Genomic DNA, 25414 nt, shown 5'->3' on the forward strand with positions numbered 1-25414 from the left:
TTATCAAACCTTATTGAGTTCAATCCCACTTATAACACAACGACTTAAATATCTGTTTTAAAAGTTTATTTTATATTTTCACTGATTTTGACAGCCATCAAGAGAACTCGCATGATTGACGGCGTACCGATTAGAACTGACTTGCATATCGAACTCGGTGCATCAGTAGCTCAGTTATCGCTACTGACAAGGTCAACAGGCCATATGATTGATAAATAACTCATTACAAGGAAATACCATGAAAACAACTAAACAAAACGTAAAAGCAGTCATCGAAGCAGAAGAGCTATTAGCAAAAATTGAAGGTGGCTCAAAGCTGAGCAACAACTATCTGAGTAAAGGTATGGCACATGACTTGATGTGTGCAGATACGCTAGGTCCGGGTGTACAAATCTACGGATGCAGTCTGGCTGACTAACAGCCTGCTTAGTAATACGCACAATACCAAATGATTAGGGGCCAGTATGACTGATTTAACACACAGATCTGATGTTCGAATAAATGCTGCATACAGACAAACTTATGCAGTCTGGGAAATTACATTGAAATGCAATCTCGCCTGCAACCACTGTGGTTCGAGAGCAGGCGATGCGAGAGTTGATGAATTATCTACCAGTGAAGCGCTGGATTTAGTCGCACAGATGGCAGATCTGGGTATTAAAGAAGTCACCCTAATCGGGGGCGAAGCATTTATGCGCCCCGACTGGCTGCAAATTGCGGCAGAGATCACCAAAAAAGGCATGAAGGCAACCATGACAACGGGTGGCTACGGGATTTCTCTCGGCACAGCTAAACGGATGAAGGAAGCAGGGATTGCGGCGGTCTCTTTATCCATTGACGGGATGGAACGCAGCCATGACTTACTCAGAGGCAAACAAGGCGCCTGGCAAAAGTGTTTTGAAACCATTGCACACCTGCGTGAAGCGGGGATCCCGGTTGGCTGTAACTCACAGGTCAATCGCGAGTCCATTGCCGAACTTCCTTCCCTGTACGAAGAGTTACTCAAAGCAGGTATTTCCGCGTGGCAATTGGCTCTCACGGTCCCTATGGGAAATGCCGTCGAAAACTCACATATCTTATTACAGCCCTATGAACTCCTGGATGTGTTCCCGTTGCTCGCCTACCTGTCCAAACGGGGTAACAGCGAGGGTATACGTGTGCACATGGGTAATAACATTGGCTATTTTGGACCTTATGAGCGATTACTGAAAGAGCCCATTGCATCCGAGGCAAAGTGGGCCTTCACCCGTGGCTGTAGCGCAGGTCAAAATGCAATAGGCATTGAGGCCGATGGCAGCATCAAGGGTTGTCCATCACTACCAAGCGATCAATATACAGGCGGAAATATTCGCGACCGTAAGTTGCAGGACATTTACCAGAATAGTCCGGAGCTGCGTATCAATGACATCACCACACCCGAAGATGCCACCCGCCACCTGTGGGGCGAATGCAGCAGCTGTGAGTTTGCCTCTGTATGCCGTGCAGGCTGTCACTGGACCGCTCATGTGTTTTTTGGCAAGCGCGGTAATAACCCCTATTGTCATCACAGAGCACTGAAAAAAGCAGCTAAGAATCAAAGAGAAAGGTTCTATGTTAAACAAGCTGCTCCTGGCAAGCCGTTCGACCATGGGGTCTTTGCGATACACGACGAGCTGTGTATTGTGAACGAAGATTCAGATCAGTTCCGCATTGATGACATGGCGATCCCCGCTCGCTGGCAGGAGGACGGACTGGATCTGCTCGCCCTTATTCGTGAAGAAAAAGCCAGTGCGATTGAGAGTTATCGGTCATTGGTTAACTAAAACTCACGCCATGGCATACAGGCGGCCTCTGACCAAAAGCAGGCCGCTCTGCCAGCCCTTAACGATTATCCAGTCAGTTTAAAGCTACCCATCTAGCTTCTGCAATTTGACACTCGGCAGAGACACATTCACGTACCTCGGTAATCACCTTCTTGATGTGTATACTTTCCTGCCTTTTTGTTAGGTGATCGACATCAAGAATTACATGGCTTTAGCATCCATGTATGGCCTGATGACTCCAGCTCATTATCATCTTCTACCCAAGTTTATCACTCCTGTCCGAGCATTTTTGTTTAATCTCCTCAAAGGAACAAACGCAAAGAAAAACAAGAAAAAATAGATAGTAAATCAGTTAAAACATCCTCCCTTTCAACAACAATAGGCCCAAATTCACCATTCAAAAACCATCTCAAATGTACAAACATATTTAAAACGAGGAAGATCAAAAATACATTTAGCGCTATGCTTTTTTTCTTCTTTTCCCTATAAACTTTCTTAGTTTGCCAGAAAAGCAGCATTAGAAAATAGAAGAAATTACATACAAAAAGATGATTAAGTAGTCGCCCTGTTGTGAGTGTCCACACCTGTCTTTTTAAATAAAAAAACAGCCACTGTGTAATACCCGGGCACGTGAAGAGGAAACCTCTGTCTGGTGATAAGTTTGATGTTCATGAGTACAGAGTGTAGAAAAGCAAGTGGACATCATGCATGCACAATGTCCACTCGATAGATTAAGACTCGCTCGATGGCTGTTCGCTGTCGTCTGCTTCAGCGACGTCATTGCCATTGTACTCAATCTCAAACCCATCGACCCGTTGCAGGCCTCTGGGTAGCTTGTTACCACGACGACCGCGTTCACCATAGTAGTGCTCCAGGTCGCCGGGTTTAAGTGTGAGTTTGCGCTTGCCGGCATGTAAGGTTACAGCGCAACCATCCGGAATTGCGGCAAGCACTTTTACAAACTCCTCCCGGGCCTGTACTTTGGCACTTGGGATAGAGATGATCTTATTACCTTTACCTTTGGCCAGCTTAGGCAGATCGCGCAGTGGGAAGATCAGCATCCGGCCTTCGTTAGAAATGGCCATACACCGGTCGGTCGCCACATCGCCCACTGTGATGGGTGCCATCAGCTCAGCCCCTTTCGGGATGCTGACCAGGGCCTTACCGTTTTTATTTTTGCTGACCAGGTCGTTAAACTCGGTAATAAAGCCGTAGCCGCCATCGGTGGCCATTAAATAAAGCGACTGCTCTTCGCCCATTACCACATGCTCAAAGTTGGTGCCTGCTGCCAGGTTGAAGCGCCCGGTCATGGGCTCCCCCTGACTTCGGGCTGATGGCAAACTGTGGGCATCGGTGGCAAATGCCCGGCCAGAACTGTCGAGGAACACCGCAGGTTGGTTGCTGCGGCCCTTGGCCGATGCCTTGTAACTGTCTCCGGCACGGTAATTGAGCCCTTCGGCATCAATGTCGTGGCCTTTGGCAACCCGGGCCCAGCCTTTTTCAGACAGCACCACAGTGACTGATTCCGATGGAATAAGATCTTTCTCGCTCAGGGCTTTGGCTTCAAGGCGCTCAACAACCGGTGAGCGGCGCTCATCACCGTACAATTCGGCGGCTTCGCGAATTTCTTTTTTCAGCAGCGTCGACATTCTGCGCTCTGAGCCCAGCGTTTGCTCCAGCTTGTCGCGCTCGGCGCTCAGTTCATCCTGCTCGCCACGGATCTTCATTTCTTCAAGCTTCGCCAGGTGGCGCAGCTTTAAGTCTAAAATGGCTTCGGCTTGTTTGTCCGACAGCCCGAAGCGGCTCATCAGCTCGTCTTTAGGCTTGTCTTCGGTACGGATGATTTCAATCACTTCGTCGATATTCAAAAAGGCGATCATTAAACCTTCAAGAATATGCAAGCGCGCCAGCACCTTATCGAGGCGGTATTGCAAGCGACGGCGTACCGTATCACGACGGAACACCAACCACTCGGCCAGGATAGTACGTAAGTCTTTGACCTGAGGGCGGCCATCCAGGCCAATCATGTTGAGGTTAACCCGGTAGTTCTTTTCCAGATCTGTGGTGGCAAACAAATGTGCCATCAGTGGCTCAACTTTCACCCGGTTAGAGCGCGGTACCACCACAATGCGGGTTGGGTTTTCGTGATCCGATTCATCACGTAAATCAGCCACCATAGGCAGCTTTTTAGCCGTCATCTGCGCCGCAATTTGCTCCAGCACCTTGGCACCGGATACCTGATGGGGCAGCGCGGTGATCACCACCTCGCCCTGATCTTCTTCATACACCGCACGCATTTTAATCGAGCCGCGTCCGGTGGTGTAAATCTTCTGGATTTCTGCTTTCGGTGTGATGATCTCGGCTTCGGTCGGATAATCCGGCGCCTGTACCATCTCCAGCACTTCTTCCAGTGTAGTTTTCGGCTTGTCCAGCAAAGTACAGCAGGCTTCAGCCAACTCGCGCACATTGTGTGGTGGAATATCAGTTGCCATACCTACGGCAATACCGGTAACCCCATTAAGCAGAATATGTGGCAATCGAGCCGGCAGCACCATCGGCTCATTCATGGTGCCGTCAAAGTTCGGGATCCAGTCAACCGTGCCCTGGCCCAACTCTTTGAGCAGCACTTCTGAAAACTTAGACAAACGCGCTTCGGTATAACGCATTGCTGCAAATGACTTAGGATCGTCAGCTGCACCCCAGTTTCCCTGACCGTCGATCAATGGATAGCGATAGGAGAACGGCTGCGCCATCAGTACCATGGCTTCGTAACAAGCACTGTCACCGTGCGGGTGGTATTTACCCAGCACGTCACCCACAGTACGGGCAGACTTTTTATATTTGGCTGCGGCCGACAGGCCCAGCTCGCTCATGGCATACACAATACGCCGTTGTACTGGCTTAAGGCCGTCGCCGATGTGTGGCAGGGCCCGGTCCATGATCACATACATGGAGTAATTGAGATAGGCGTCTTCTGTGAAGCGGCCCATCGCCAGTTGTTCAATCCCCTGTAACGACAGGGTTTGCGGATCTGTCATGATACACCTTATTGTTTGTTGTACCGCACACGAGTTATCGCGTTGGCGTAATCATCCGAATTTAATACTTGGTGGCACGCTTCATCGGCGCAGCACCATGGCAGCCAGCTTACACTTCTGCCTTATCACCATGTTGTTCCAGCCAGGTCTTTCTGTCGCCGGCACGCTTCTTAGCCAATAGCATATCCATCACTTCCAGCGTTTCTTCTGGTTCATCCAGGGTCAGTTGCACCAGACGACGGGTATTGGGATCCATGGTGGTTTCACGCAGCTGCATCGGGTTCATTTCACCCAATCCTTTAAAGCGCTGTACGTTTACTTTGCCGCGCTTTTTCTCAGCTTCAATGCGGTCTAATATGCCGCGCTTTTCATCTTCATCCAGCGCGTAAAACACGTCTTTGCCCACGTCGATACGGAACAACGGCGGCATGGCCACATACACATGACCACGACGCACCAACTCAGGAAAGTGTTTAACGAACAAGGCGCACAACAAAGTCGCAATGTGCAGTCCGTCGGAGTCAGCATCGGCCAGAATACACACTTTACCGTAGCGCAGCGCTGACAAGTCTTCAGAGTCCGGATCGATCCCCAGCGCCACAGAGATATCGTGGACTTCCTGCGAGGCCAAAATCTGCCCGGAATCCACTTCCCAGGTATTCAGAATCTTACCACGCAGCGGCATGATGGCCTGAAACTCGCGGTCACGCGCCTGTTTGGCAGAGCCCCCCGCGGAATCACCTTCCACCAGGAACAGCTCGGAACGTTCGGTTTCTGAACCTGAGCAATCGGTTAGCTTACCGGGTAATGCCGGGCCACTGGTGACCTTTTTACGCACCACTTTCTTGGCCGCTCGCATACGTTTCTGGGCATTGCTGATACACAGCTCAGCCAATGCTTCGGCGGTGTCGGTGTGCTCATTCAGCCACAGACTGAAAGCATCTTTGACAATCCCAGAAACAAAGGTGGCGCAAGAACGCGATGAGAGTTTTTCTTTGGTCTGACCGGCAAATTGCGGATCCTGCATTTTCACCGATAACACATAACTACACTTGTCCCAGACATCATCGGGGGTCAGCTTCACGCCACGTGGCAACAGGTTACGGAATTCACAAAATTCACGCATGGCTTCCAGCAGACCCTGACGCAGGCCATTGACATGCGTACCACCCTGCGCGGTAGGAATGAGGTTTACATAACTTTCGGTGATCGACTCACCACCCTCTGGCAGCCAATGCAATGCCCAGTCAACGCCTTCTGTAGAGCCACTGAAACTACCCACAAACGGGCTTTTCGGCAGTGTTTCATAGCCTTTGGCACTGTCTTTTAAGTAATCTTCCAGACCTGATTCATAACACCATTCCTGCGTTTCTTTGGTTTGCTTGTTGATAAAGCGAATACGTAGACCCGGGCACAGCACGGCTTTGGCTTTGAGCAGATAGTTGAGCTTGCTGAGCGAGAAGTTGGCGGAATCAAAATAACTGGGATCTGGCCAGAATTGCACTGAAGTACCAGTATTGCGTTTACCAACTGTGCCAGTCACTTCTAAGTCTTCGACTTTGTCGCCATGTTCGAATGCCATCTGGTATACCTGGGCATCCCGCTTAACCGTGATTTCAACCCGGGTTGATAAGGCGTTGACCACAGAGATCCCCACCCCGTGCAGACCACCGGAAAATTGATAGTTCTTATTTGAGAATTTGCCACCAGCGTGCAGTTTGGTCAGGATCAGCTCTACGCCGGGGATCCCCTCTTCGGGGTGAATATCAACCGGCATGCCACGCCCGTCGTCAATCACCTGGAGCGAATTGTCTTCATGCAGGATCACATCGATCTTGCTGGCATGGCCAGCCAGGGCCTCATCGACACTGTTGTCTATTACTTCCTGACCCAAGTGATTGGGTCGTGTGGTGTCGGTATACATGCCAGGCCGGCGTTTCACCGGCTCCAGGCCATTCAACACCTCAATGGCTTCGGCATTATAATTCTGCTGACTCATAATTGGATCTGATTTTCTTTGTTCGTGTTGGTGATTTCGAGAAACCTGACAAGGGTGTCAAAGTACCGCTCAAAACCAATAAAACTATGGTCCCCGCCAAACTCAATGCGACTGGGGCTGGCGCTGAAGTAGTTTACAGCCTGTTGATAGGGTAACACTTCATCACCGCTTTGTTGTAGCAATAAAATATTTTCTGGTGAGTGCAGTGACTCAACGTAGAGCTGACGCAGAGTTTCAACATGTTGGTGCGTCAACGTGTAATGCTGTTGCTGATAGGGATTATACTGAGGTCCAAGATAGTCATGCAATAGTTCAAATGGCCTGACCGCCGGATTCACGACCACAGCGCGCACACCATGGTGTTGTGACAAATAAGTCGCGTAAAACCCACCCAGTGAGCTCCCGATCAGCGCAGTGTCTTTGTCTATCAATTGCTCCAGCTGGAGCATTGCTATCGCCGGGTCGTAATGTAAGCGGGGTGTGAGATACGTGCAGTCTATCGACTGCTGAGCAAGCCACTGCCCTAATTGTTGTGCTTTAAAGGATTGTTCCGAGCTGTTGAAGCCATGAATATAGATTAATTTGCGAGCCATTTGACCTCAGTGTGCAGACCTTGTTCGGTCCAGTGAACTAACCGGTAAGCCGGGCCTGTATTATGCTGCTGCCATTGCATCGTATGCTTAGCGAACTGAATAGAGGTGGCAGGCGTGGCATAAACAGATAACCCTCGATACCGCAATGAATACGCATTATGTACGTGGCCATGAATGAGTGCCTCAACCCGCTTGCTGTTTACCAGTGTATTGAGCAGCTGAGGGCCGTTTTCCAGCATATGTTTATCCAGATAACCATCAATCGGGACCGGATGATGATGGCAAAATGCCAATGCCGGCCGTGTTGCGTCGCACAGTACTGCCTCTAGCTCTGCCAGATGCGTTTTATCGCACCAGCCTGCGGGTGTCGGGCCCTTGCTGTTAAGCAACACAATATCACCCTGCTCGCACTGCAGGTACTTAGCGGCACTGATCTGTCCCTCGCTGATCTGCGCCAGCAAGGCAAGATCATCGTGATTGCCCGGCACCCAAAAGAGTGGGCAATCGAGCGCTGATTGCGCCAATAACTCTGCAAACAATGCATAAGAGGCGCTACTGTGATCCTGAGTCAGGTCACCACCAAATACCACGCCATCGAGCTGCTCGCCAGCCAGGGCATCAAGCACCCTGCTAAAATGCGCCGCCGTGTTGACCTCAAAATAACATCCCTCACGAGTCCCGAACAGGTGGCTGTCTGTGATATGTGCCAGACGTAACTCAGTACCGCTGAACTGATATGACTGCTCAAACCAGGCCATTATTGACATCCCAGTTGAGTGGTACCCGGCCGCTTTCCAGGCAGGCCATTAACCAGTCGGCCAAAAAGGCATTGAGCTGATATTTTTCGTCTTTATGGTGCATGTCCGGATTGGGATAGCGATAGGACGGTTTAATGCGCTGATGGAAATCGTGATGGATCACCTCGGCCACTTTGGCATCGTGGTATAGACGGACAGATAAAGCAAAATCATCCAGGTGGGCGCTGATCTTTTGTTTCTGCACCACCGCAATATCTGTGGTGTAACGGGCAATGCCGTCAACGCGGATCTGGTAGCTGGCTGCGCCCAGGTGTACTTCACGGCTGCTACCTACGCTTTCTTCAGGAAGCAGTTTTAGCGCCCGCAGATAGTTGCGTTCGCATAAAGTTATGTATTTGGGTAATGACTGGATGTACTCTTTTTGCATAACCGCTGATCAAACGACCTCATTTTAGATGGACTGAGATTGCCACTGCGCCAACATCTCGGGTTTATGTAACGCCAACCATTGTAGACTAATCACAGTAGCAGCGTTATCTATTTCCTCATTTTCGAGCCGTGCCATGGCCTCGGGAAAAGGCATCACATGTACTTTGATGTCTTCACCTTCCTCAGGCAAACCATAAATACCACCAGCCTCACTGAGGTCGGCTTTGGCCAGATATAAGTACAAACGCTCCGTGGAACCACCCGGACTAGATAAATACGACGTCATATAATGCAACTCATCTAACACCAGTCCAGCTTCTTCCATCGCTTCTTTGCGCACCACCCCCTCATAATCCTGGCTCCCTTCCGCCATGCCCGCGATGCACTCAAGTAGCCAGGGAGAGTCCTTCGTTGCCAGCGCACCAATACGGATCTGTTCAATGAGCAATACCTGATCCGTTTTGGGGTCGTATGGCAGTACAGCTACCGCGTGGCCCCGCTCTAAAATTTCACGATAAATGGTCTGTGACTGGCCACCTGCAAACAGGGCATGTTTAAATGCATACAGGTCAATCTTAAAGAATTTGTCATAACAGCGCTCGGGCTCATTAAATTCGACATCCTGATGATTAAATTGTGCAATTGGTTTCATGTTTAATCCCATTTTTTTCATGATCGGGGTTTAATTTTTGACCCCAAGCCCCCATCATAGGGGTTCTCGAATTTTACTTTATTTTACCGTTCTTTAACCGGGGAAGCCCCAAACTGAACCGTATTATATTCTGTTACACTTGTTCTGACGGATTTGCCACTTTCCTTATATAGGAATTGACGAAAACAAGGTAACATGCCGACAATGAAAATTGTCTAAGGACTGAGCAAATAATGAAAAAAAGCATTCTATCTCTGTTTATCGGTGTTGCCTGCGCCCTTTCCAGCACAGCCTCACAGGCAGAAGATCTGTTGCAAGTGTACGAAATTGCCACAGCAAACGATCCCACTGTATTAAAAGCCAAAGCCCAGGCTGACGCACAAAAATATGCCCAGGACGCAGCCCTTGGCGATCTTTTACCGTCACTGGGATTCCGCATGAATTATACGGACAACGATGGTGAATCTACACTGCCTGGTGAAAGCGATACAACCGGCTACACCGTTGTTGATACCTGGGGAGACCAACTGACCCGCACAGTGACACTGAACCAAACTCTTTTTAGTATGGCGACCTGGCAGAACCTGACCATTGCAGAAAAACAAGCAATGCAGTCGCTGACCAATTATGAACAGCAGCAGCAGGATCTGATTGTACGTGTTGCAGAAGGCTACTTCGACGTACTGAGCAAGCTGGATACACTGGAGTTTGTACAGGCCGAAAAACGCGCCATTGAGCGCCAGCTGGAGCAAACCAAACAGCGCTATGAAGTGGGACTGACCGCCATCACAGACGTACACGAAGCTCAGGCACAGTTTGACCAATCTGTGGCAAACGAGATTTTGGCACAGAATAATGTCGAAACTGCCCGTGAGACCCTACGTACTATCACAGGTAAGTACCATGCTAAGCTGAATAAACTCAATACCGATAGATTCTCAACGGTGAAGCCCGCCAAGCAGACCAACGACTTTATTGCTCTGGCTAAAGAGCAAAACCTGTCATTGCAGGTTGCTAAATCGGCGTTAGATATCGCTCAGGATCAAATCGACCTGGCTCAGTCTGGCCATTACCCGACGCTAGACTTGACTGCGTCTTATACTGATACATTGAGCAACAGCGAAGGCGCTGAATTACAGCCTCGCACTGATGGCACCAGTATTGGCCTGACGTTAAACGTGCCAATTTACTCTGGCGGTAAAACTGTAGCAGCCACCGATCAGGCGCGTGCACTTTACGTTGCTGCCAGTGAAGACCTGGAAGCTGCAATGCGTAACGTAACTCGCTCAGTGATCACCTCTTACAATCAGGTGATGTCAGATGTTGCTACGTATCGTGCGCTGGAGCAGGCCGTTGTGTCAGCTGAAAGTGCATTACAAGCAACAGAAGCAGGTTTTGAAGTTGGTACACGTACCATTGTTGACGTACTTATCAGTACTCAGAACCTGTATAACGCCAAGCGCAACCTGTCGGATCTTCGCTATCAATACGTGTTGTCGACACTGAGACTGAAGCAGGCAGCGGGTACCCTGAGTCGCAGCGACTTAGAAGCCATCAATAAAGGCCTGGTTGCAGGCTAACCCTAAGTAAATTCTGAAAAAACCGGCGCAAGCCGGTTTTTTTCTGCCCCCATTCAGCCATGCTCTGGCATGAATAAGAGGTCGGCGCTCATTGCCACTCTCTTGAGCTGGTCAGCCGATATCGCTAAACTAACCCTTTGAAGTTTGAACGAGAGTCCACCTTTGGTTAACAACCCCACCTTTAAGCTGGCATTTTTAGCCCCTAAGTTCTGGCCAACCTGGCTCAGCGTGTTTTTCTTATATGCCCTGTCCTGGCTTCCGCAGGGCCTGCAACTGTGGCTGGGAAAAATGCTTGGCCGCCTGGTGCATCGCCTGCTGAAGAAGCGTCGTCATATTGCCGATGTTAATCTGCGTTTGTGCTTTCCTGAAATGGATGAACAGCAGCGTGCCAATATGGTATTAAAAAATATGGAAAACACCGGCATAGCTACATTCGAAACATCGATGGCATGGTGGTGGCCACAGTGGCGTATCAACCGCGTGATAGGCTCAATCAAAGGTATGGAACATATTGAACAGGCACAGAGTAATGGCAAAGGCGTCCTTTTATTAGTGCCACATATGCTGCACCTGGAAATGCTTGGCAGAGTATTGGGCACAGAGCAGCCTGGTATCGGCTTTTATCGCCCGCATAATAACCCGCTGATGGAGTACTTTATGACCAAAGGCCGGCTGCGCTCAAATGAATTCTTAATTGGTAAGCGTGACGTAAAGGGGTTACTACAGGCACTTAAGAATAAAAAGCTCTGTTATTACCTGCCCGATCAGGACTATGGTCGTAACCGCTGTGAATTTGCCCCTTTCTTTGCTGTACCTGATGCTGCCTCTACAACGGGAACGCTGCTCTTTGCAGGAAGCAAAAATTGTGAGACATTAAGTTTACATGGCGCCCGGGATGATCAGGGCAAATACCATATAGAAATTCAGCCCGCGCTTGCAGCTTTTCCCAGTGGCGACCCTCAAACCGACGTCACACGGGTTAATCAGCGTATGGAGCTGGCCATTGCACAGGCCCCGGAACAGTATATGTGGTTGCACCGACGCTTTAAAACGCGCCCGGATGAAAACGCGCCGTCGTATTATTAGTAACCTTTAGCATTAAGTGTGTCGTGACAGTATGGCTAAGAAACGTTCAAAACGCTTATCAAACATGTGGTTCTGGACCAAACACCTGTCGTTAGGTGTATTATTGGTGTGGGCTGCGTATTATTTTTTGTATGGCAATCTCCCCTCAATGGAATTTAGAGATACCACCAATGCCGCCGCACAGGGGTTTACGCAGTTCTACGAGGGGTTTAAACGCAACTTCAACGAGCGTAATACTGAACGGGACAAGTACGTACTGGAACTGGGTAAACCCACCTACCCGCTGGACGATGCCATCGCACAGCGCGGCTTAGTGGTAAAACCCGCACCACAGCGCTGGACCGGTGAGATCCAGCCCCGTCGTTTTGACAGCGGGGAGACCCTGCGTGGTGTACTGAGCAATTACGCGAAAAAAGAAGACATTGAGCTTTTCTGGTATCTGGACAAAGACTATGTCGTAAAACACAACTTCCGAGTCGACACGAACTTTGTCTCAACCCTCTATCAGGTTGGCACCGCCATTAACGACGACTTTGAATTTGAAGTCTATACCTTCTTCTGTCACCGCCAGAGGGCGGCAGTCATTACCCAAAACCCATCACGCTTTGTGCGTGAAAACTGTCGCCGCCTGACTAAATAGTTATTGAAGCCAGAGAAAGCAGCACTTTCTCTGGCCTTACCCTAATAACTGTTGCCAGGCAGCCCGCACTGCAACCACCAGTTCAGAGACATCCTGCATGGGCACACAACGTCCTGCTGCGTTCAGGCTATGTAAGTGATACCGATCGCGAAACTCACAATACGCCTGCGTCAGTGCCCTTTGAGTGGCCTCATCTATGACATCTGCATGATATGCCATCTCGAAAATGCGAATGTTATCGGGAAAACGCGCCAACTCGGAATGCGCATAGCTATAATTCAAAACCAGATACTGAGCAAGAAACTCAATGTCTGTCATACCACCTACGCCCTGCTTAAGATCAAATTGTGTATCTGTGCTCTTATCCAGATGTCCCCGCATCTTTTCACGCATCTCAACAATGTCTTTACGAAGTGCGTCACTGTCCCTGCTGTGACACAAAATTTCGCTGCGGATCTCGTTAAATCGCGAGACAAGCTCAGGCTCACCCAGCACCATACGCGAGCGCACCAACGCCTGATGTTCCCAGGTCCAGGCCTGCTGCTGTTGATACTGATAGAAGCTCTCGATATTGATGGCCAGCAAGCCCGAATTGCCCTCCGGTCGTAAGCGGGTATCTAGTTCATACAAAATCCCCGAGTTAGTGCGGGTATTGAACAAGTGCATCAGGCGCTGCGCCAGCTTTAAGTAGAATTGACGGGAAGAGATCGACTTATCACCTGTCGTGACGCTGTTACCATCGCGATTATGGACGAACACCAGGTCCAGATCTGAGTTATACCCCAGCTCCAGCCCACCCGCTTTTCCGTAGGCCACGACGGCAAAGCCTTTGTGTTCAACATCAGCCCCTTCAGGTGCACCATAGCGCGCCACCATTTGTTGCCAGGCAATATCTACGGCCTTAGCAATAATGGCTTCTGCCAGTGCAGTGAGGTGATCGCTCACTTTCATGATATCCAATACACCCGTAGCATCTGCCGCAGCTATACGCAGCGCCTGAGTTTGCTTGAACTGGCGCAGCGCTTCCATTTGTAATTCGAGGTCCTCGCTGTCGATGCGCAAAAAGTACTGCTGTACTTCACTGTAATAGGCGCTCAGCGGTAAAGGACGATAAAGCACCGCCGGGTCGATCAGCTCATCCAGCAAAATCGGGTAGCGGGCCACCTGCTCTGCTATCCAGACACTGTGCGCACACAATTTAATAAGCTGCTGCAGTGCTCCGCGGTTTTCAAACAACAGTTCAAGATACGCCGTTCGCGAGGCAACTTTCAGTATCACCTGCAACACCCGCTCCAGAATCTCTGCAACGGGTGCCCGAGTAATCTCACTGAGTAGTGCAGGCATCAGTTTATCCAGTACATCTCTACCACGCGTCCCCATTTGTATTTTGCTCAATCCCAGATGAAACGCATCGAGTGATTTTTGCCAGGCTTCACTGACCGCTTCAGGCAGGGGCGATTCCAGATAACTGATATCGCGCTGCTCCCACGCTGAAACAAACTCTGGTGCAAGCGCTTCCCCCAACTCAGGCTCCTCGCCTATCACCTGGGTAAACTCTGCTCTGACCGCGGCCTGAGCATGCTCCAGCTTTTTGAGTACCTCGCTGTATTGGGTGCATTCAAGCAACACAGTCAAACGCAACTGATCCTGTTCGTTATCCGGCAGCGTTTGTGTCTGACTATCGTCAAAAGCTTGTAAATACTGCTCTGTGCGGCGCAGCAAAAGGTACTGCTGCGACAGCACTTGGCCCACTTCGACGGGGATTAAAGACAGATGTTGAAGTTGCTGCAATGCCGATAACAAAGACGGTGTCTGTAGCTCAGGCTCACGGCCACCGCGGATCATCTGCAGCGCCTGAACAATAAACTCGACTTCCCGGATCCCGCCAGCACCAAGCTTAATATTGTTTGTAAGCCCTTTGCGTCTTACTTCCTGCGCAATCATGTGCTTCATTTTGCGCAAGGATTCAATGACTGAAAAATCGATGTAACGTCGAAAAACAAACGGACGTATCAAGGTTTTAAACTCATCCCAGTAGTGATTTTTCTCACCCAGCAGACGTGCCTTAAGCATGGCATACCTTTCCCACTCTCGGCCCTGATCCTGATAATAATCTTCCATGGCAGCAAAACTCATCACCAAGGGGCCGCTATCACCAAAGGGGCGCAAACGCATGTCGACCCGAAATACCTGACCATCGGCAGTGCACTGATCCAATGCTGCAATCAGCTTTTGTGCCACTTTGGTATAAAACACCTGTGCCTCAATGCTGCGGCGTCCGCCTTCAGTGGGTTTGGCAAATGGATAGGTAAAAATCAGGTCGATATCTGAGGAAAAATTCAGCTCTCCTCCGCCCAGCTTGCCCATCCCCAGCACCAGCATAGGTACAGGCTCGCCCAGCTCATCGCACACCTGTCCATTACTTTTTGCCACACTCGCGTGTGCCCAGCGATTTGCCGCGTCGATCAGCTTTTCACTCAACCGTGACTGATAAGCGATACTGTCGTCAATAGGATTGCCTTCCACCAGGTCGAGCCACATCAGCTTGAGCCAGTAGCGCTTGCGGTATTCCCGCAACTGCCTAAAGCAGCTAACTTCATCGAGTTCACAAAGCGGCTCAGTCAGTGGTGGTGGACAAGTCCGCAGCCGCATCTGTTCGGCATCCAGCAACCAATCGACCCACTCGGGGTGACGTTGCAAAATACGATAGGCAAAATCACTCAGGGCGAGTAGCCTTAAAACGGCCTGATTATTCGTGTGTTGGGCAAAAAGTGCCTGACAGCGTTCGAGTGCAAGATGCCCAAGCGCATGGGGCAAGCCACCGAAATCCATAGAAAAATCTCCAGTGCAATTGCAAAAAGCGGTGTTATAGTAAACTTAACTGTCATCACCTTACACTTAGCATGAGTTATTTGTCTTTAGCCAATATCAACTTTTTCGCCATCTTAGTGAGTTTTGTCGTGATTTGTCTGTTCACGGTCGCCTTACGTTTATATGTCCAGTTCAGCGCCAGACAAATGCTGGAAGACGAGCTGGCTAAACGGGATAATTTTGCTTTAGGGATCAGTTATGCCACCCACCTTGCCGTGCTGGTGATCTGTTGTGCCTATGTATTCAATGACACTGGCATGATGGTGTTACAAGCAGAATCATTTCGCAGTGGCGTTATACTACTGCTTATTCTGGTCTTTATTTACTTTGGCCAGCATATTCATCGAAAGTGGATCCTCTATCAATTCAATGAAGAGCAGGCTATTTTAAAACAAAATGTTTGTGCCGCGGTGGTCGACTCAGGCATGTTGATTGGCAATACGATTTTAGTCCTTGGGCTGTACCATTGGATCCACCCACAAGGCTTTGGCAATTTACTGGTCGTTACACTGAGCTTTTTGGTCGTTCAGTTAATGTGTGCACTGGACAGTAAAATTCGTGAGCGCCGTTTTGCCAAATATAACCAGGGTGCTTCTTTGCAACAAAACTTTAATCTGGCCAATACCTCTATCGGGATCCGCTATGCTGGCAAGAGCATTGGGCTGGCACTGGCGATTTATGCCGGTTTGCACAGTGCGCCGTACCATGGTGCCAAAGTGGTCGAAAACCTGTTTGTGATTGTCATGCATTGCGGCGTCATGTGGCTACTTTTGTATGGTATCAGTTACTTACTGCTGCAACTGGCGCTACCCAGAGTGGACATTGGGCTGGAAGTCGACCATCAGGACAATATTGGGATTGCTTGTCTGGAGTTTGCTGTTTTCTGCGCAATAGGCTATTTACTTATTAACATGTTCTCAATGTAACCAGGCCTGTTAGTGCGTTTAAACCTAGAAAACTTTTTGCTGGTCGACAGCAACTGGGAATTCAGCAGAGAATTCGCTGCGCATCTGAAAGCGCAGCACCCTGACGTGCCCAGTGAGTTGTTGATCGCTGGAGACAACACCAAACAGATGCTGAAAATGATGTTTCAGGAACAGGTGAAAGATTACTGCTACTGTGACTTTGCAAATGAAATCAGTGTATCTGAGCTGGCCTCTTACCTGCACGAGCATCATAAAGTACGTGGCGTGTTGATCTACGCAATTGACTATCACCTCGCCGACGAGACACAAAGGTTTATTTTTAATTCATTACATCGTCAACGCATCACCGTCGAGCAAACGGCTCGGGGGTATGTCTATCACCCGCTCAGAGACCCCTTTAATAACAACCATCTGACATGCCATTCCACCGTCTCCGCAACCACCCAGGATACCGTTATCGACTTTGCACAGCACCACACTGACAAAGCCGAATAGGTGCTGGACTCGCTGTACATAACCCCTTACCATTACGGCTATTTAACAGCGGAATAGTCCACCATGCGCATACCTCATATTTACCAGCCTTCCGACCTTGCCATAGGCCAGACGATTGATCTTGTCGATGATGCTGCCGGGCATGTAGCCCGAGTACTGCGCATGAGCGAAGGAGATAAACTGAGTTTGTTTAATGGCCAGGGCGGAGAATACCTGGCAACCATCAGCGAAGTCAGTAAAAAGAAAGTCAGAGTCACACCAGAGCAGTTTCTTGATAAGCACGTTGAGTCTCCGCTGTCCATTCACCTTGGTCAGGGCATCTCCCGCGGAGATAAGATGGACTTTACCATCCAGAAATCAGTTGAGCTGGGGATCACTGAAATTACCCCTTTATTTACCACCCGTTGTGGCGTCAAGCTCAGCGGTGAGCGCCTGGCAAAGAAACATCAGCAATGGCAAAAAATCGCCATCGCAGCTGCGGAGCAATCTGGCCGCAACACCATTACCACTATCCACCCGCCCGTTTCAATTGATGAGTGGCTGGCGCAATCCAGTGAGGCACTTAAGCTCACGCTTCACCCCAGAGCTGAGCACTCTATCAAAACGCTGCCGGTGCCTGAGCACGGTATTCGCTTTTTAGTTGGCCCTGAAGGGGGCTTTACCGATGAAGAAATGGCTGCAACGGCACAACAGGGGTTTGTCGATATTCGCCTCGGCCCACGCGTGCTGCGCACGGAAACAGCCGCTCTGACCGTACTCAGCGCATTACAACTTGAGTTCGGCGACCTGGCCCTTTAAAACGCCAGTTTCGCCCTCATATCCTAGTCATACAGTTAGCAGTTGAATTGATTCACTTTATATAAGGTTACCCCAATGGCAGCGAAACTTGGGATCATCTCAGATCCAATCAGTGGCTTTAATATCAAAAAAGATACTGGCTTCGCCATGATGCTGGCAGCACAGGCACGTGGTTATGAGCTTTATTACATGGAAATGCAGGATCTGTACTTGTACCAGGGTGAAGCCCGGGCAACCGCCGCCAAAGCAACCGTGTTTGACAACGAGCAACATTGGTACGAATTGGCAGAGAAAGACGATATCGCACTGAGCGCTCTGGATGTGATCCTGATGCGTAAAGATCCGCCTTTCGATACCGAGTACATTTACGCCACTTACATGCTGGAACGTGCAGAACAAGCCGGCACACTGGTCATTAACAAGCCACAAAGTTTGCGTGATGCCAACGAAAAGCTTTTTACAGCCTGGTTTAGCGAGCACACACCAGACACCTTAGTGACACGCTCAAGTGCACAGATCCGCGAGTTTCTGACAAAACATGGTGACATCATTCTAAAACCACTGGATGGCATGGGCGGCGCCTCTATTTTCCGAGTACGCCACGACGACCCAAACATCGGCGTGATCTGCGAAACCCTCACCGAGCACGGCAGTCGTTTTGCCATGGCGCAAAATTATGTCCCGGCTATCAAAGACGGCGACAAACGCGTTCTGGTGGTTGATGGCGAGGTGATGCCTTACTGCCTGGCTCGTATTCCGCAAGGCGGCGAAACCCGGGGAAATCTGGCTGCGGGTGGTCGCGGTGAAGCACGCCCTATCAGTGACGGTGACCGTAAAATTGCCGAAGCCGTTGCGCCTGTTTTAAAAGAAAAAGGACTCATTTTTGTTGGTCTGGACATCATAGGTGACAAGCTGACCGAAATTAATGTGACAGCGCCAACGTGTGTGAAGGAAATAGAAGCCGCGTATGATATTTCCATCATGGACAAGTTTTTTGATGCCATTGCGGCAAAACTCGACCATACTAAAGAGTAACGAAAAGGGGGTCTCGCTATGCAATCACTCGCCAATCATTTTTTGGTCGCCATGCCAAATTTGCAAGATCCCTTCTTCAAGCACACAGTCACTTACATTTGTGAGCATAACGAAGAAGGCGCAATGGGCCTGGTCGTCAATCACCCTATTAATGTGACTGTGGGTGAGCTGCTCGACCAGATAGAAATAGATAACGACAAATCCAGTCAGGCTGCAGGTCAATCTGTGTTTGCGGGTGGGCCAGTCCATACTGACCGCGGATTTGTTCTGCATACCCCCAAACCTGGCTATGCGTCCAGTCGTGAATTGAGTTCAGATATCATGATCACCACTTCAAAAGACGTGCTTGCATCGCTGACCTCACATAACTGTCCTGATTCATTTATCATCACACTGGGTTACTCAGGATGGGAACAAGGGCAACTCGAAAAAGAAATCCTGGAAAACTCCTGGCTGATCATTGAAGCTGATCCGGCCATCATTTTTAATACCCCACCGGAGAAGCGCTGGGAAAAAGCCGTCGAAATGCTGGGCATTGATGCCGGGCAACTGAGCACCGAGGCCGGCCACGCTTGAGTGCTCACGCAATCGTCACACTGGTGTGGCGATTTCTGCGCCTAATGTTTGAGAATACACAATGAGTAATAACGAAAAAAAAGCACCCGGCCAGCGTACGGTCATTGGGTTTGATTTTGGTACCCGCAGTATCGGTCTGGCCGTTGGCCAGGAGCTTACTGGCACGGCCAGCAGTTTGGGCGCCGTAAAAGCCCGTGATGGCATTCCCGACTGGCAGGATATCGCGCCCTATATCGAACAGTGGAAGCCCGATTTGCTGGTAGTCGGCTTGCCATTAAATATGGACGGGACAAACCAGGATCTGACCTTCCGTGCTAAGAAATTTGCCAACCGCCTGCACAATCAATTCAGGCTTCCTGTCGAGACTCAGGATGAGCGATTGACAACCGCCGATGCCAAAGCGCGCTTATTTGAACAAGGTGGGTACCGTTCACTGGCGAAAGATAAGATAGACGGCATGTCGGCCATCATCATTTTGGAGAGTTTTTTTGAGGCGCAATGGGGTTAAGTACCCGGTAACGCCTCAGATCGGGGATAAATCCAGCTTGCTGATAGGCCTGGCGGATCCGTCCTTGTGATCTGAGTTGCTTTAACCCGCTTTGCAATGCTTTAAATGCCCGTTCTCCGTCAGGGTGAAGCCGCGATACCACAAAATGGCGACTGCCATCAAGCTGGACCACTAAATTAGGGTGTGCTACCAGCAAAATGTCATCGAGCCTGAACTCATTATTCAGGCTTGGCATCAAAGGCATCAACATAAAATCCACCCATTGACGATTAACCATTTGCGCCTGTGAGGCCCACACGGGCTCATTCATTATGTGCTTAAGACCCAAGCTGTTTAGCGTTTTCCAGTCTGTCCGCCAGCGGCTGGTTGATACAGCACTGAGTGCACCCAACTCACTTAACCGGGTCAGGCGCGCAACAGCTAAATTTTCCGGCGCATAAAAAATCCCGGCAAAATACTCACCGCGACGGATCACCGCATCACTGATAAACAGTTTATCGGCTTTGGCCTGCGCATCATCAAGCCAGAAGCTATCAAAACTCAGTAGTAACTTACCCTGCACAAGCAGATTGGAATGACGAAAATTAACGTTCCCGGGTCGATAGATGAAAGTTTTTTTGAAGCCACCGAGCGCCAGGGCCTGTTGTACCAGCACCATATCCACCACATCTCTGCGGGTGTAATCGCCAGAAAACTGGGTGACTTCAAGTGGTGCACGGCCATTCAGAAACCGCAAATAGTCGTTATACACATCGTCACGGATATACATTTCCACCGCGTTATGTGTCTCATCAACTTGCTCACTGCTTTTCGCCGCTGCCTGCACAGACAGCGAACAGGCAAGCAAACACAGGGCCAGTGTGGCCCCGTGCAACGCACTATCAGCGCTTTTTATCGTCCAGGCCGTCAACAGTAACCCCTTGCAAAAAGCCCGCGCCTTGCTGCTCATTGTTCTGCAATTTTATCATCAAGCGAAGATCATTGGGTGAATCGGCATGGTGTAATGCATCGGCATAGTTGATCCTTTGCTGCTTGTACAAGTCAAACAGCGCCTGATCAAAGGTTTGCATACCCATTTCTTTGGACTTAGACATGGTTTCTTTGATTGAACCAATATCCCCTTTCTTGATCAGTTCCGCGATCATGGGTGAGTTAAGCAGTACTTCAATAGCAGCTTCACGCCCTTCCCCTTTGGCCGACGGGACCAGTTGTTGCGCAACAATGGCGCGCAAGTTCAATGCCAGATCATATTTCAGCTTATCGTGCTTTTCCTTCGGCACCAGATGCATGATCCGGTCAATCGCCTGGTTGGCATTATTGGCGTGTAAAGTCGCTACGCACAAGTGGCCCGTCTCAGCAAAACTTAAGGCGTATTCCATGGTCTCCCGAGAACGGATTTCACCTATCAGGATCACATCAGGCGCCTGACGCAAAGAGCTTTTCAATGCCGCTTCGAAGCTCTCGGTATCCAGTCCGACTTCTCGCTGCGTAATGATACTCTTGCGATGCTGGTGGACAAATTCAATGGGATCTTCGATAGTCAGAATATGGCCACGCTGGTTACGATTGCGATAGCCCAGTAAAGCTGCTAATGAGGTTGATTTACCCGTGCCGGTACCACCCACAAACAACACCAAACCACGCTTAGACATGATCACATCGGTCAGCACAGAGGGCAGGCCCAAGTCGGTGACTTCAGGAATATCCGTTACGATACGGCGGATCACCATGCCCGCGCAGTCTCGCTGCCAAAACGCCGAGACCCGGAAACGACCAATCTCATTTGCCACCGCAAAGTTACACTCTTTTTCGTCGTGAAACAGCTGCTTTTGCTTCTCACTCATGGCCGACTCGACCATTGCCTGAGATGCCTCAGCATCAAGCACATCATCATCCAGTGCACGTAACTCGCCATCAATTTTAGCGCTCACAGGCAATCCGGCAGATACAAACAAATCCGATGCGCCTTTGTCTTTCATCATTTGCAGGTAATGTACAAGCTCCATCATGACCTCCGGGGGTTAATATGTGGTACCAAACTGACTCTTATCATGGGCTTTTGCCTGTGCATCCTGATTGGTGATCAGGCCACGATTCACCAAATTGGTGAGACACTGATCCATCGTCTGCATACCGTGCATAGCACCAGTCTGAATGGATGAATACATTTGCGCAATTTTGTCTTCACGGATCAGGTTACGAATTGCCGGGATCCCCATCATGATCTCATGAGCTGCGACCCGGCCACCGCCGACTTTTTTCACCAGGGTTTGCGAAATAACCGCCTGCAATGATTCAGACAGCATAGAGCGCACCATGTCTTTTTCCTCACCAGGGAAAACGTCAATGATACGGTCAATGGTTTTAGGCGCTGAGGTAGTATGCAGTGTGCCGAATACCAGGTGACCGGTTTCTGCGGCAGTCATCGCCAGTCTGATGGTTTCCAAATCACGTAATTCCCCCACCAGGATGACATCCGGGTCCTCACGCAGCGCGCTGCGCAGTGCAGCATTAAAACTGTGCGTGTCACGGTGCACTTCACGCTGATTGATCAGGCTCAACTTGTTGTCGTGCACAAACTCAATCGGATCCTCGATGGTTAGAATATGGTGATGCTTGTTGCTGTTGATGTAATCCACCATCGCAGCCAGTGTTGTTGACTTACCCGACCCGGTAGGGCCCGTGACCAGCACTAAACCACGCGGACAATCCGAAATTTTTCGGAAAATGTCCGGCGCGCCCAAGTCCTCCAGTGTCAGCACTGAGCTGGGAATGGTCCGAAACACCGCCGCAGGGCCGCGACTGGCGTTAAACGCATTGACACGAAAGCGCGCCAGGTTAGGTACTTCAAACGAGAAATCCACCTCAAGATTTTGCTCATAGTCCTTGCGCTGGTTATCATTCATAATATCGTAAACGAGGCTGTTAACATCCTTCGCTTCCAGTGCAGGAATGTTTACCCGGCGTACATCGCCATCGACACGGATCATCGGTGAAACCCCCGACGAAAGGTGTAAATCCGATGCTTTGTGTTGCACACTAAAGGCCAATAATTCAGTAATATCCATCTAAGACTCCACAACGAGCAAATAATAATATGGTTACAATAGCAGAACGGCTGAACAACGCCTATGATCGCATAGCAAAAGCGCAGCAAAAGTGTGCCACAGACCAAGAGGTCGCATTACTGGCCGTATCAAAAACCAAACCGGTTGAACTCATTGAGCAAGCGTATGCTGCCGGACAACGCCGGTTTGGTGAGTCCTATGTCCAGGAAGCCGTAGATAAAGTCCGCTACTTCCAGCAGCAAAAAGACATTGAATGGCATTTTATTGGTCCCATTCAATCTAACAAATCGCGCCAGATTGCAGAGCATTTTTCCTGGGTACAAAGTGTCGATCGTCTCAAGATCGCGCGTCGTCTCAATGAGCAAAGACCCAATAATTTGATGCCGATTAACGTTCTGATCCAGGTGAATATCAGTAACGACGAGCAAAAATCAGGATGTGCTCTGGATGAGCTTGATGAACTGGCCGCCTATATCGACGGCGCGCGTCAGCTGGAGCTGCGCGGGCTCATGACAATCACAGCGCAAACCGATGATTCACAACAACAGCTGGAATATTTTAGCCAAATGAAGGCTTGCTTTGATAGACTAAAGACTCAATATCAACAGCTGGATACCTTGTCGATGGGCATGAGTGGCGATCTTGAAATGGCAATTCAGGGTGGTGCAACCATGGTACGCATAGGCACGGACATTTTTGGCAAACGACAATAAGGTGACACACTCCTAATGGCTAATAAAACGATTGCATTTATCGGGACCGGAAACATGAGCTACGCCATCATTGGCGGCATGATAAAAAACGGCTTTGCGCCACAGAGCATCATCGCAACCAATCGCAATGCTGAAAAGCTCGCTAAGGCCCATGCCGATTTCGGGGTGCGTACCGAGCAAGATAACCTCAAAGCAGTTCAACAAGCCGATGTCATCGTACTGTCTGTAAAGCCACAAATGATGGCCGAGCTGTGCCAGACTTTTGTGGACGCCGGGCTGGATATCAGCACTAAACTGTTTGTCTCTGTCGCGGCAGGGATCACCGTCAAACGTCTCAGAGAAATGCTGGCACAAGACGTTAAGCTTGTGCGCTGCATGCCGAACACCCCATCATTGCTTGGTCGCGGTGTATCTGGCCTGTTTGCCGCTGATATCAGTGATGAAGAAAAAACCTATATTGAACAGGTCTTTTCATCAACCGGCATCGCCATCTGGCTGGATGAAGAGTCACAAATTAATGATGTCATTGCCGTTACCGGGTCGTCACCTGCCTACTTTTTCCTGTTTATGGAAGCCATTGAAGAAAAGGCCATTGCATTGGGTTTTTCATCACAACAGGCACGTGCACTGGTGCAACAAACCGCACTGGGCGCTGCCGAAATGGCGCTGTCTCAACCTGACATCAGCATTGCGCAATTGCGTGCTAACGTTACCTCGAAAGGCGGCACCACACACGCAGCCGTTGAACATTTAAAAGCAAACCAGTTACCACAAACCGTGGCCGATGCCATGGATGCCTGTATTGCACGGGCAGAAGAAATGGAACAACAAATCTAGAGGACACACAATGAACGCCATGCAATTTTTGGTAGGGATTATTTTTGACCTGTTTTTAATGGTCGTACTGTTGCGTTTTTGGCTACAGTTAGTCAAAGCGGATTTTTATAACCCGCTGAGTCAGGCCGTGATCAAAGCGACATCGTTTGCCGTGAACCCATTGCGTAAACTGATCCCGGGGTTAGGCGGTTTAGATCTGGCCTCATTGGTGTTGGCGCTGTTGGTTGGGTTTGCCAAAATGTCGGTGCTGATGCTGATGTTTGGCGGCTACTGGGACGCTATGCAGGCTGCTATTTCAGGTGCCCTGACCGTGGTCAAAGAAGCCTTCTCACTGGTGTTCTGGGTATTAGTTATCCGCGCAATTCTTAGTTGGGTGGCACAGGGCTATAACCCGATTGCTGCGGTATTTGATCAGCTTACTGAACCCATGCTGCGCCCTATTCGTAAAATTATTCCACCTCTGGGCGGCCTCGACTTGTCGATTCTAGTGGTATTGATTGGCATGCAGTTTTTACAAATTTTAGTGATGGATCTGCTACGTTAAGCATTCGGAGTAGTAATAATGAAACCCTTTTTGACACTTATTTCAATGCTGGCCGTGCTACTTTTTGCTCAGCCAGCACAGGCCTCTAATCCACAAGGAGGCCAGTACAAACAACTCGGTGACTGGCAGGTACACTATATCGCTTTTCCGTCGACCTTTATTCAACCCAACATTGCCAGCGCGTATGGGTTAACCCGCAGTAACAGTAAAGCCATCATTAATATTTCTGTGCTGGCAGACGATGCTAACCACACCGCACAGCGTGCAACATTAACCGGGCATGCGCGCAGCCTGATCGGCACCAAAACTAACTTGACATTTAAAGAGGTGGTTGAGGGTGATGCGGTGTACTACCTGGCACAAATGGACGTAGATCATGAAGACACCTATCGGTTTGAAGTGACGATCCGCCAGGGCAATACCCGACACGTGCTTAAATTTCAGCAAAAGTTTTATGTAGATTAAT

Annotated in this window: 25 protein-coding genes; 15 read left to right on the forward strand and 10 right to left on the reverse strand. The window is 49.6% G+C overall.

All coding sequences use genetic code 11. The annotated features are described in order from the left end of the window. Nucleotides 1-238 precede the first annotated feature (238 nt). Both CWB98_RS05925 and CWB98_RS05930 read left to right on the forward strand, forming a co-directional pair. Entirely contained in the window at nt 239-418 is a 180-nt protein-coding gene (locus CWB98_RS05925) for a hypothetical protein (RefSeq protein WP_138543998.1), read from the forward strand. Nucleotides 419-542: 124 nt separating this feature from the next. Continuing rightward, nucleotides 543-1802 carry a radical SAM/SPASM domain-containing protein gene (locus CWB98_RS05930; protein WP_249364617.1) on the forward strand — a complete coding sequence of 420 codons (1260 nt, stop codon included), beginning with the start codon at nt 543-545 and terminating at the stop codon, nt 1800-1802. 731 nt (nt 1803-2533) lie between these two features. Here CWB98_RS05930 and parC read toward each other — a convergent pair. The 6 genes from parC to CWB98_RS05960 all read right to left on the reverse strand — a co-directional run bounded on the left by parC (nt 2534) and on the right by CWB98_RS05960 (nt 9271). Further along, nucleotides 2534-4840: a DNA topoisomerase IV subunit A gene (gene parC / locus CWB98_RS05935; protein ID WP_138544000.1), complete on the reverse strand. Its 2307-nt coding sequence runs from the start codon at nt 4838-4840 to the stop codon at nt 2534-2536. A 109-nt stretch (nt 4841-4949) separates the two neighbouring features. After that, nucleotides 4950-6839 (reverse strand): DNA topoisomerase IV subunit B, encoded by a 1890-nt coding sequence (gene parE, locus CWB98_RS05940; protein WP_138544001.1) that lies wholly within the window; start codon nt 6837-6839, stop codon nt 4950-4952. Then, nucleotides 6836-7432: a YqiA/YcfP family alpha/beta fold hydrolase gene (locus CWB98_RS05945; protein WP_138544002.1), complete on the reverse strand. Its 597-nt coding sequence runs from the start codon at nt 7430-7432 to the stop codon at nt 6836-6838. Before CWB98_RS05945 ends, parE begins: the two co-directional genes overlap by 4 nt. Beyond that, the gene (locus tag CWB98_RS05950) at nt 7417-8190 is read right to left on the reverse strand and encodes a metallophosphoesterase (protein ID WP_138544003.1); all 774 of its coding nucleotides are present in this window, start codon (nt 8188-8190) and stop codon (nt 7417-7419) included. Before CWB98_RS05950 ends, CWB98_RS05945 begins: the two co-directional genes overlap by 16 nt. Next, the gene (locus tag CWB98_RS05955) at nt 8177-8617 is read right to left on the reverse strand and encodes a DUF1249 domain-containing protein (RefSeq protein WP_138544004.1); all 441 of its coding nucleotides are present in this window, start codon (nt 8615-8617) and stop codon (nt 8177-8179) included. The genes CWB98_RS05950 and CWB98_RS05955 overlap by 14 nt, the downstream gene beginning before the upstream one ends. A gap of 24 nt (nt 8618-8641) precedes the next feature. Next, nucleotides 8642-9271, reverse strand: coding sequence for an NUDIX domain-containing protein (locus CWB98_RS05960; RefSeq protein WP_138544005.1), 630 nt, complete (start codon nt 9269-9271; stop codon nt 8642-8644). A gap of 233 nt (nt 9272-9504) precedes the next feature. Between CWB98_RS05960 and tolC the strand changes: the two genes are divergently transcribed. From tolC to CWB98_RS05975, 3 genes are all read left to right on the forward strand, one after another. After that, a complete protein-coding gene (gene tolC, locus CWB98_RS05965) occupies nt 9505-10851 on the forward strand; it encodes an outer membrane channel protein TolC (protein ID WP_138544006.1) in 1347 nt (448 codons plus the stop codon). Between the two features lie 162 nt (nt 10852-11013). Further along, complete coding sequence (gene lpxL, locus CWB98_RS05970) at nt 11014-11937, forward strand: LpxL/LpxP family Kdo(2)-lipid IV(A) lauroyl/palmitoleoyl acyltransferase (RefSeq protein ID WP_138544007.1); 924 nt, start codon at nt 11014-11016, stop codon at nt 11935-11937. 31 nt (nt 11938-11968) lie between these two features. Continuing rightward, on the forward strand, nt 11969-12577 hold the full coding sequence (locus tag CWB98_RS05975; protein ID WP_138544008.1) for a TcpQ domain-containing protein: 609 nt from the start codon (nt 11969-11971) through the stop codon (nt 12575-12577). A gap of 36 nt (nt 12578-12613) precedes the next feature. On the opposite strand, the gene glnE is transcribed toward CWB98_RS05975, so the two are convergent. Next, nucleotides 12614-15409, reverse strand: a complete 2796-nt coding sequence (gene glnE, locus CWB98_RS05980; RefSeq protein ID WP_138544009.1) for a bifunctional [glutamate--ammonia ligase]-adenylyl-L-tyrosine phosphorylase/[glutamate--ammonia-ligase] adenylyltransferase — start codon at nt 15407-15409, stop codon at nt 12614-12616. Nucleotides 15410-15480: 71 nt separating this feature from the next. On the opposite strand from glnE, the gene CWB98_RS05985 reads away from it, so the two are divergent. The 6 genes from CWB98_RS05985 to ruvX all read left to right on the forward strand — a co-directional run bounded on the left by CWB98_RS05985 (nt 15481) and on the right by ruvX (nt 19786). Further along, on the forward strand, nt 15481-16374 hold the full coding sequence (locus CWB98_RS05985; protein WP_138544010.1) for a hypothetical protein: 894 nt from the start codon (nt 15481-15483) through the stop codon (nt 16372-16374). Between the two features lie 12 nt (nt 16375-16386). After that, nucleotides 16387-16869, forward strand: coding sequence for a hypothetical protein (locus tag CWB98_RS05990; protein ID WP_171045593.1), 483 nt, complete (start codon nt 16387-16389; stop codon nt 16867-16869). Between the two features lie 63 nt (nt 16870-16932). Further along, complete coding sequence (gene rsmE, locus CWB98_RS05995; protein WP_138544012.1) at nt 16933-17667, forward strand: 16S rRNA (uracil(1498)-N(3))-methyltransferase; 735 nt, start codon at nt 16933-16935, stop codon at nt 17665-17667. 75 nt (nt 17668-17742) lie between these two features. Next, nucleotides 17743-18702: a glutathione synthase gene (gene gshB, locus CWB98_RS06000; protein ID WP_138544013.1), complete on the forward strand. Its 960-nt coding sequence runs from the start codon at nt 17743-17745 to the stop codon at nt 18700-18702. A gap of 18 nt (nt 18703-18720) precedes the next feature. Beyond that, a complete protein-coding gene (locus tag CWB98_RS06005; protein ID WP_138544014.1) occupies nt 18721-19278 on the forward strand; it encodes a YqgE/AlgH family protein in 558 nt (185 codons plus the stop codon). Nucleotides 19279-19339: 61 nt separating this feature from the next. After that, nucleotides 19340-19786: a Holliday junction resolvase RuvX gene (gene ruvX / locus CWB98_RS06010; protein WP_138544015.1), complete on the forward strand. Its 447-nt coding sequence runs from the start codon at nt 19340-19342 to the stop codon at nt 19784-19786. Here ruvX and CWB98_RS06015 read toward each other — a convergent pair. From CWB98_RS06015 to CWB98_RS06025, 3 genes are read right to left on the reverse strand one after another with little or no spacing between them, the layout of a single operon-like run. Continuing rightward, nucleotides 19749-20696 carry a hypothetical protein gene (locus CWB98_RS06015; RefSeq protein ID WP_249364619.1) on the reverse strand — a complete coding sequence of 316 codons (948 nt, stop codon included), beginning with the start codon at nt 20694-20696 and terminating at the stop codon, nt 19749-19751. The genes ruvX and CWB98_RS06015 overlap by 38 nt on opposite strands. Further along, on the reverse strand, nt 20668-21792 hold the full coding sequence (locus CWB98_RS06020; RefSeq protein WP_138544057.1) for a PilT/PilU family type 4a pilus ATPase: 1125 nt from the start codon (nt 21790-21792) through the stop codon (nt 20668-20670). The genes CWB98_RS06015 and CWB98_RS06020 overlap by 29 nt, the downstream gene beginning before the upstream one ends. Before the next feature lie 15 nt (nt 21793-21807). Next, on the reverse strand, nt 21808-22854 hold the full coding sequence (locus CWB98_RS06025) for a type IV pilus twitching motility protein PilT (RefSeq protein ID WP_054014515.1): 1047 nt from the start codon (nt 22852-22854) through the stop codon (nt 21808-21810). A 29-nt stretch (nt 22855-22883) separates the two neighbouring features. Between CWB98_RS06025 and CWB98_RS06030 the strand changes: the two genes are divergently transcribed. From CWB98_RS06030 to CWB98_RS06045, 4 genes are read left to right on the forward strand one after another with little or no spacing between them, the layout of a single operon-like run. Then, nucleotides 22884-23567, forward strand: coding sequence for a YggS family pyridoxal phosphate-dependent enzyme (locus tag CWB98_RS06030; RefSeq protein ID WP_138544016.1), 684 nt, complete (start codon nt 22884-22886; stop codon nt 23565-23567). A 15-nt stretch (nt 23568-23582) separates the two neighbouring features. Continuing rightward, nucleotides 23583-24404 (forward strand): pyrroline-5-carboxylate reductase, encoded by an 822-nt coding sequence (gene proC / locus CWB98_RS06035; RefSeq protein WP_138544017.1) that lies wholly within the window; start codon nt 23583-23585, stop codon nt 24402-24404. A 10-nt stretch (nt 24405-24414) separates the two neighbouring features. Further along, nucleotides 24415-24948, forward strand: coding sequence for a YggT family protein (locus tag CWB98_RS06040; RefSeq protein ID WP_138544018.1), 534 nt, complete (start codon nt 24415-24417; stop codon nt 24946-24948). Between the two features lie 18 nt (nt 24949-24966). After that, nucleotides 24967-25413: a DUF4426 domain-containing protein gene (locus tag CWB98_RS06045; RefSeq protein ID WP_138544019.1), complete on the forward strand. Its 447-nt coding sequence runs from the start codon at nt 24967-24969 to the stop codon at nt 25411-25413. The last annotated feature ends 1 nt before the right edge of the window (nt 25414 follow it).

Source organism: Pseudoalteromonas rubra, assembly GCF_005887115.1.
GTDB lineage: Bacteria > Pseudomonadota > Gammaproteobacteria > Enterobacterales > Alteromonadaceae > Pseudoalteromonas > Pseudoalteromonas rubra_F.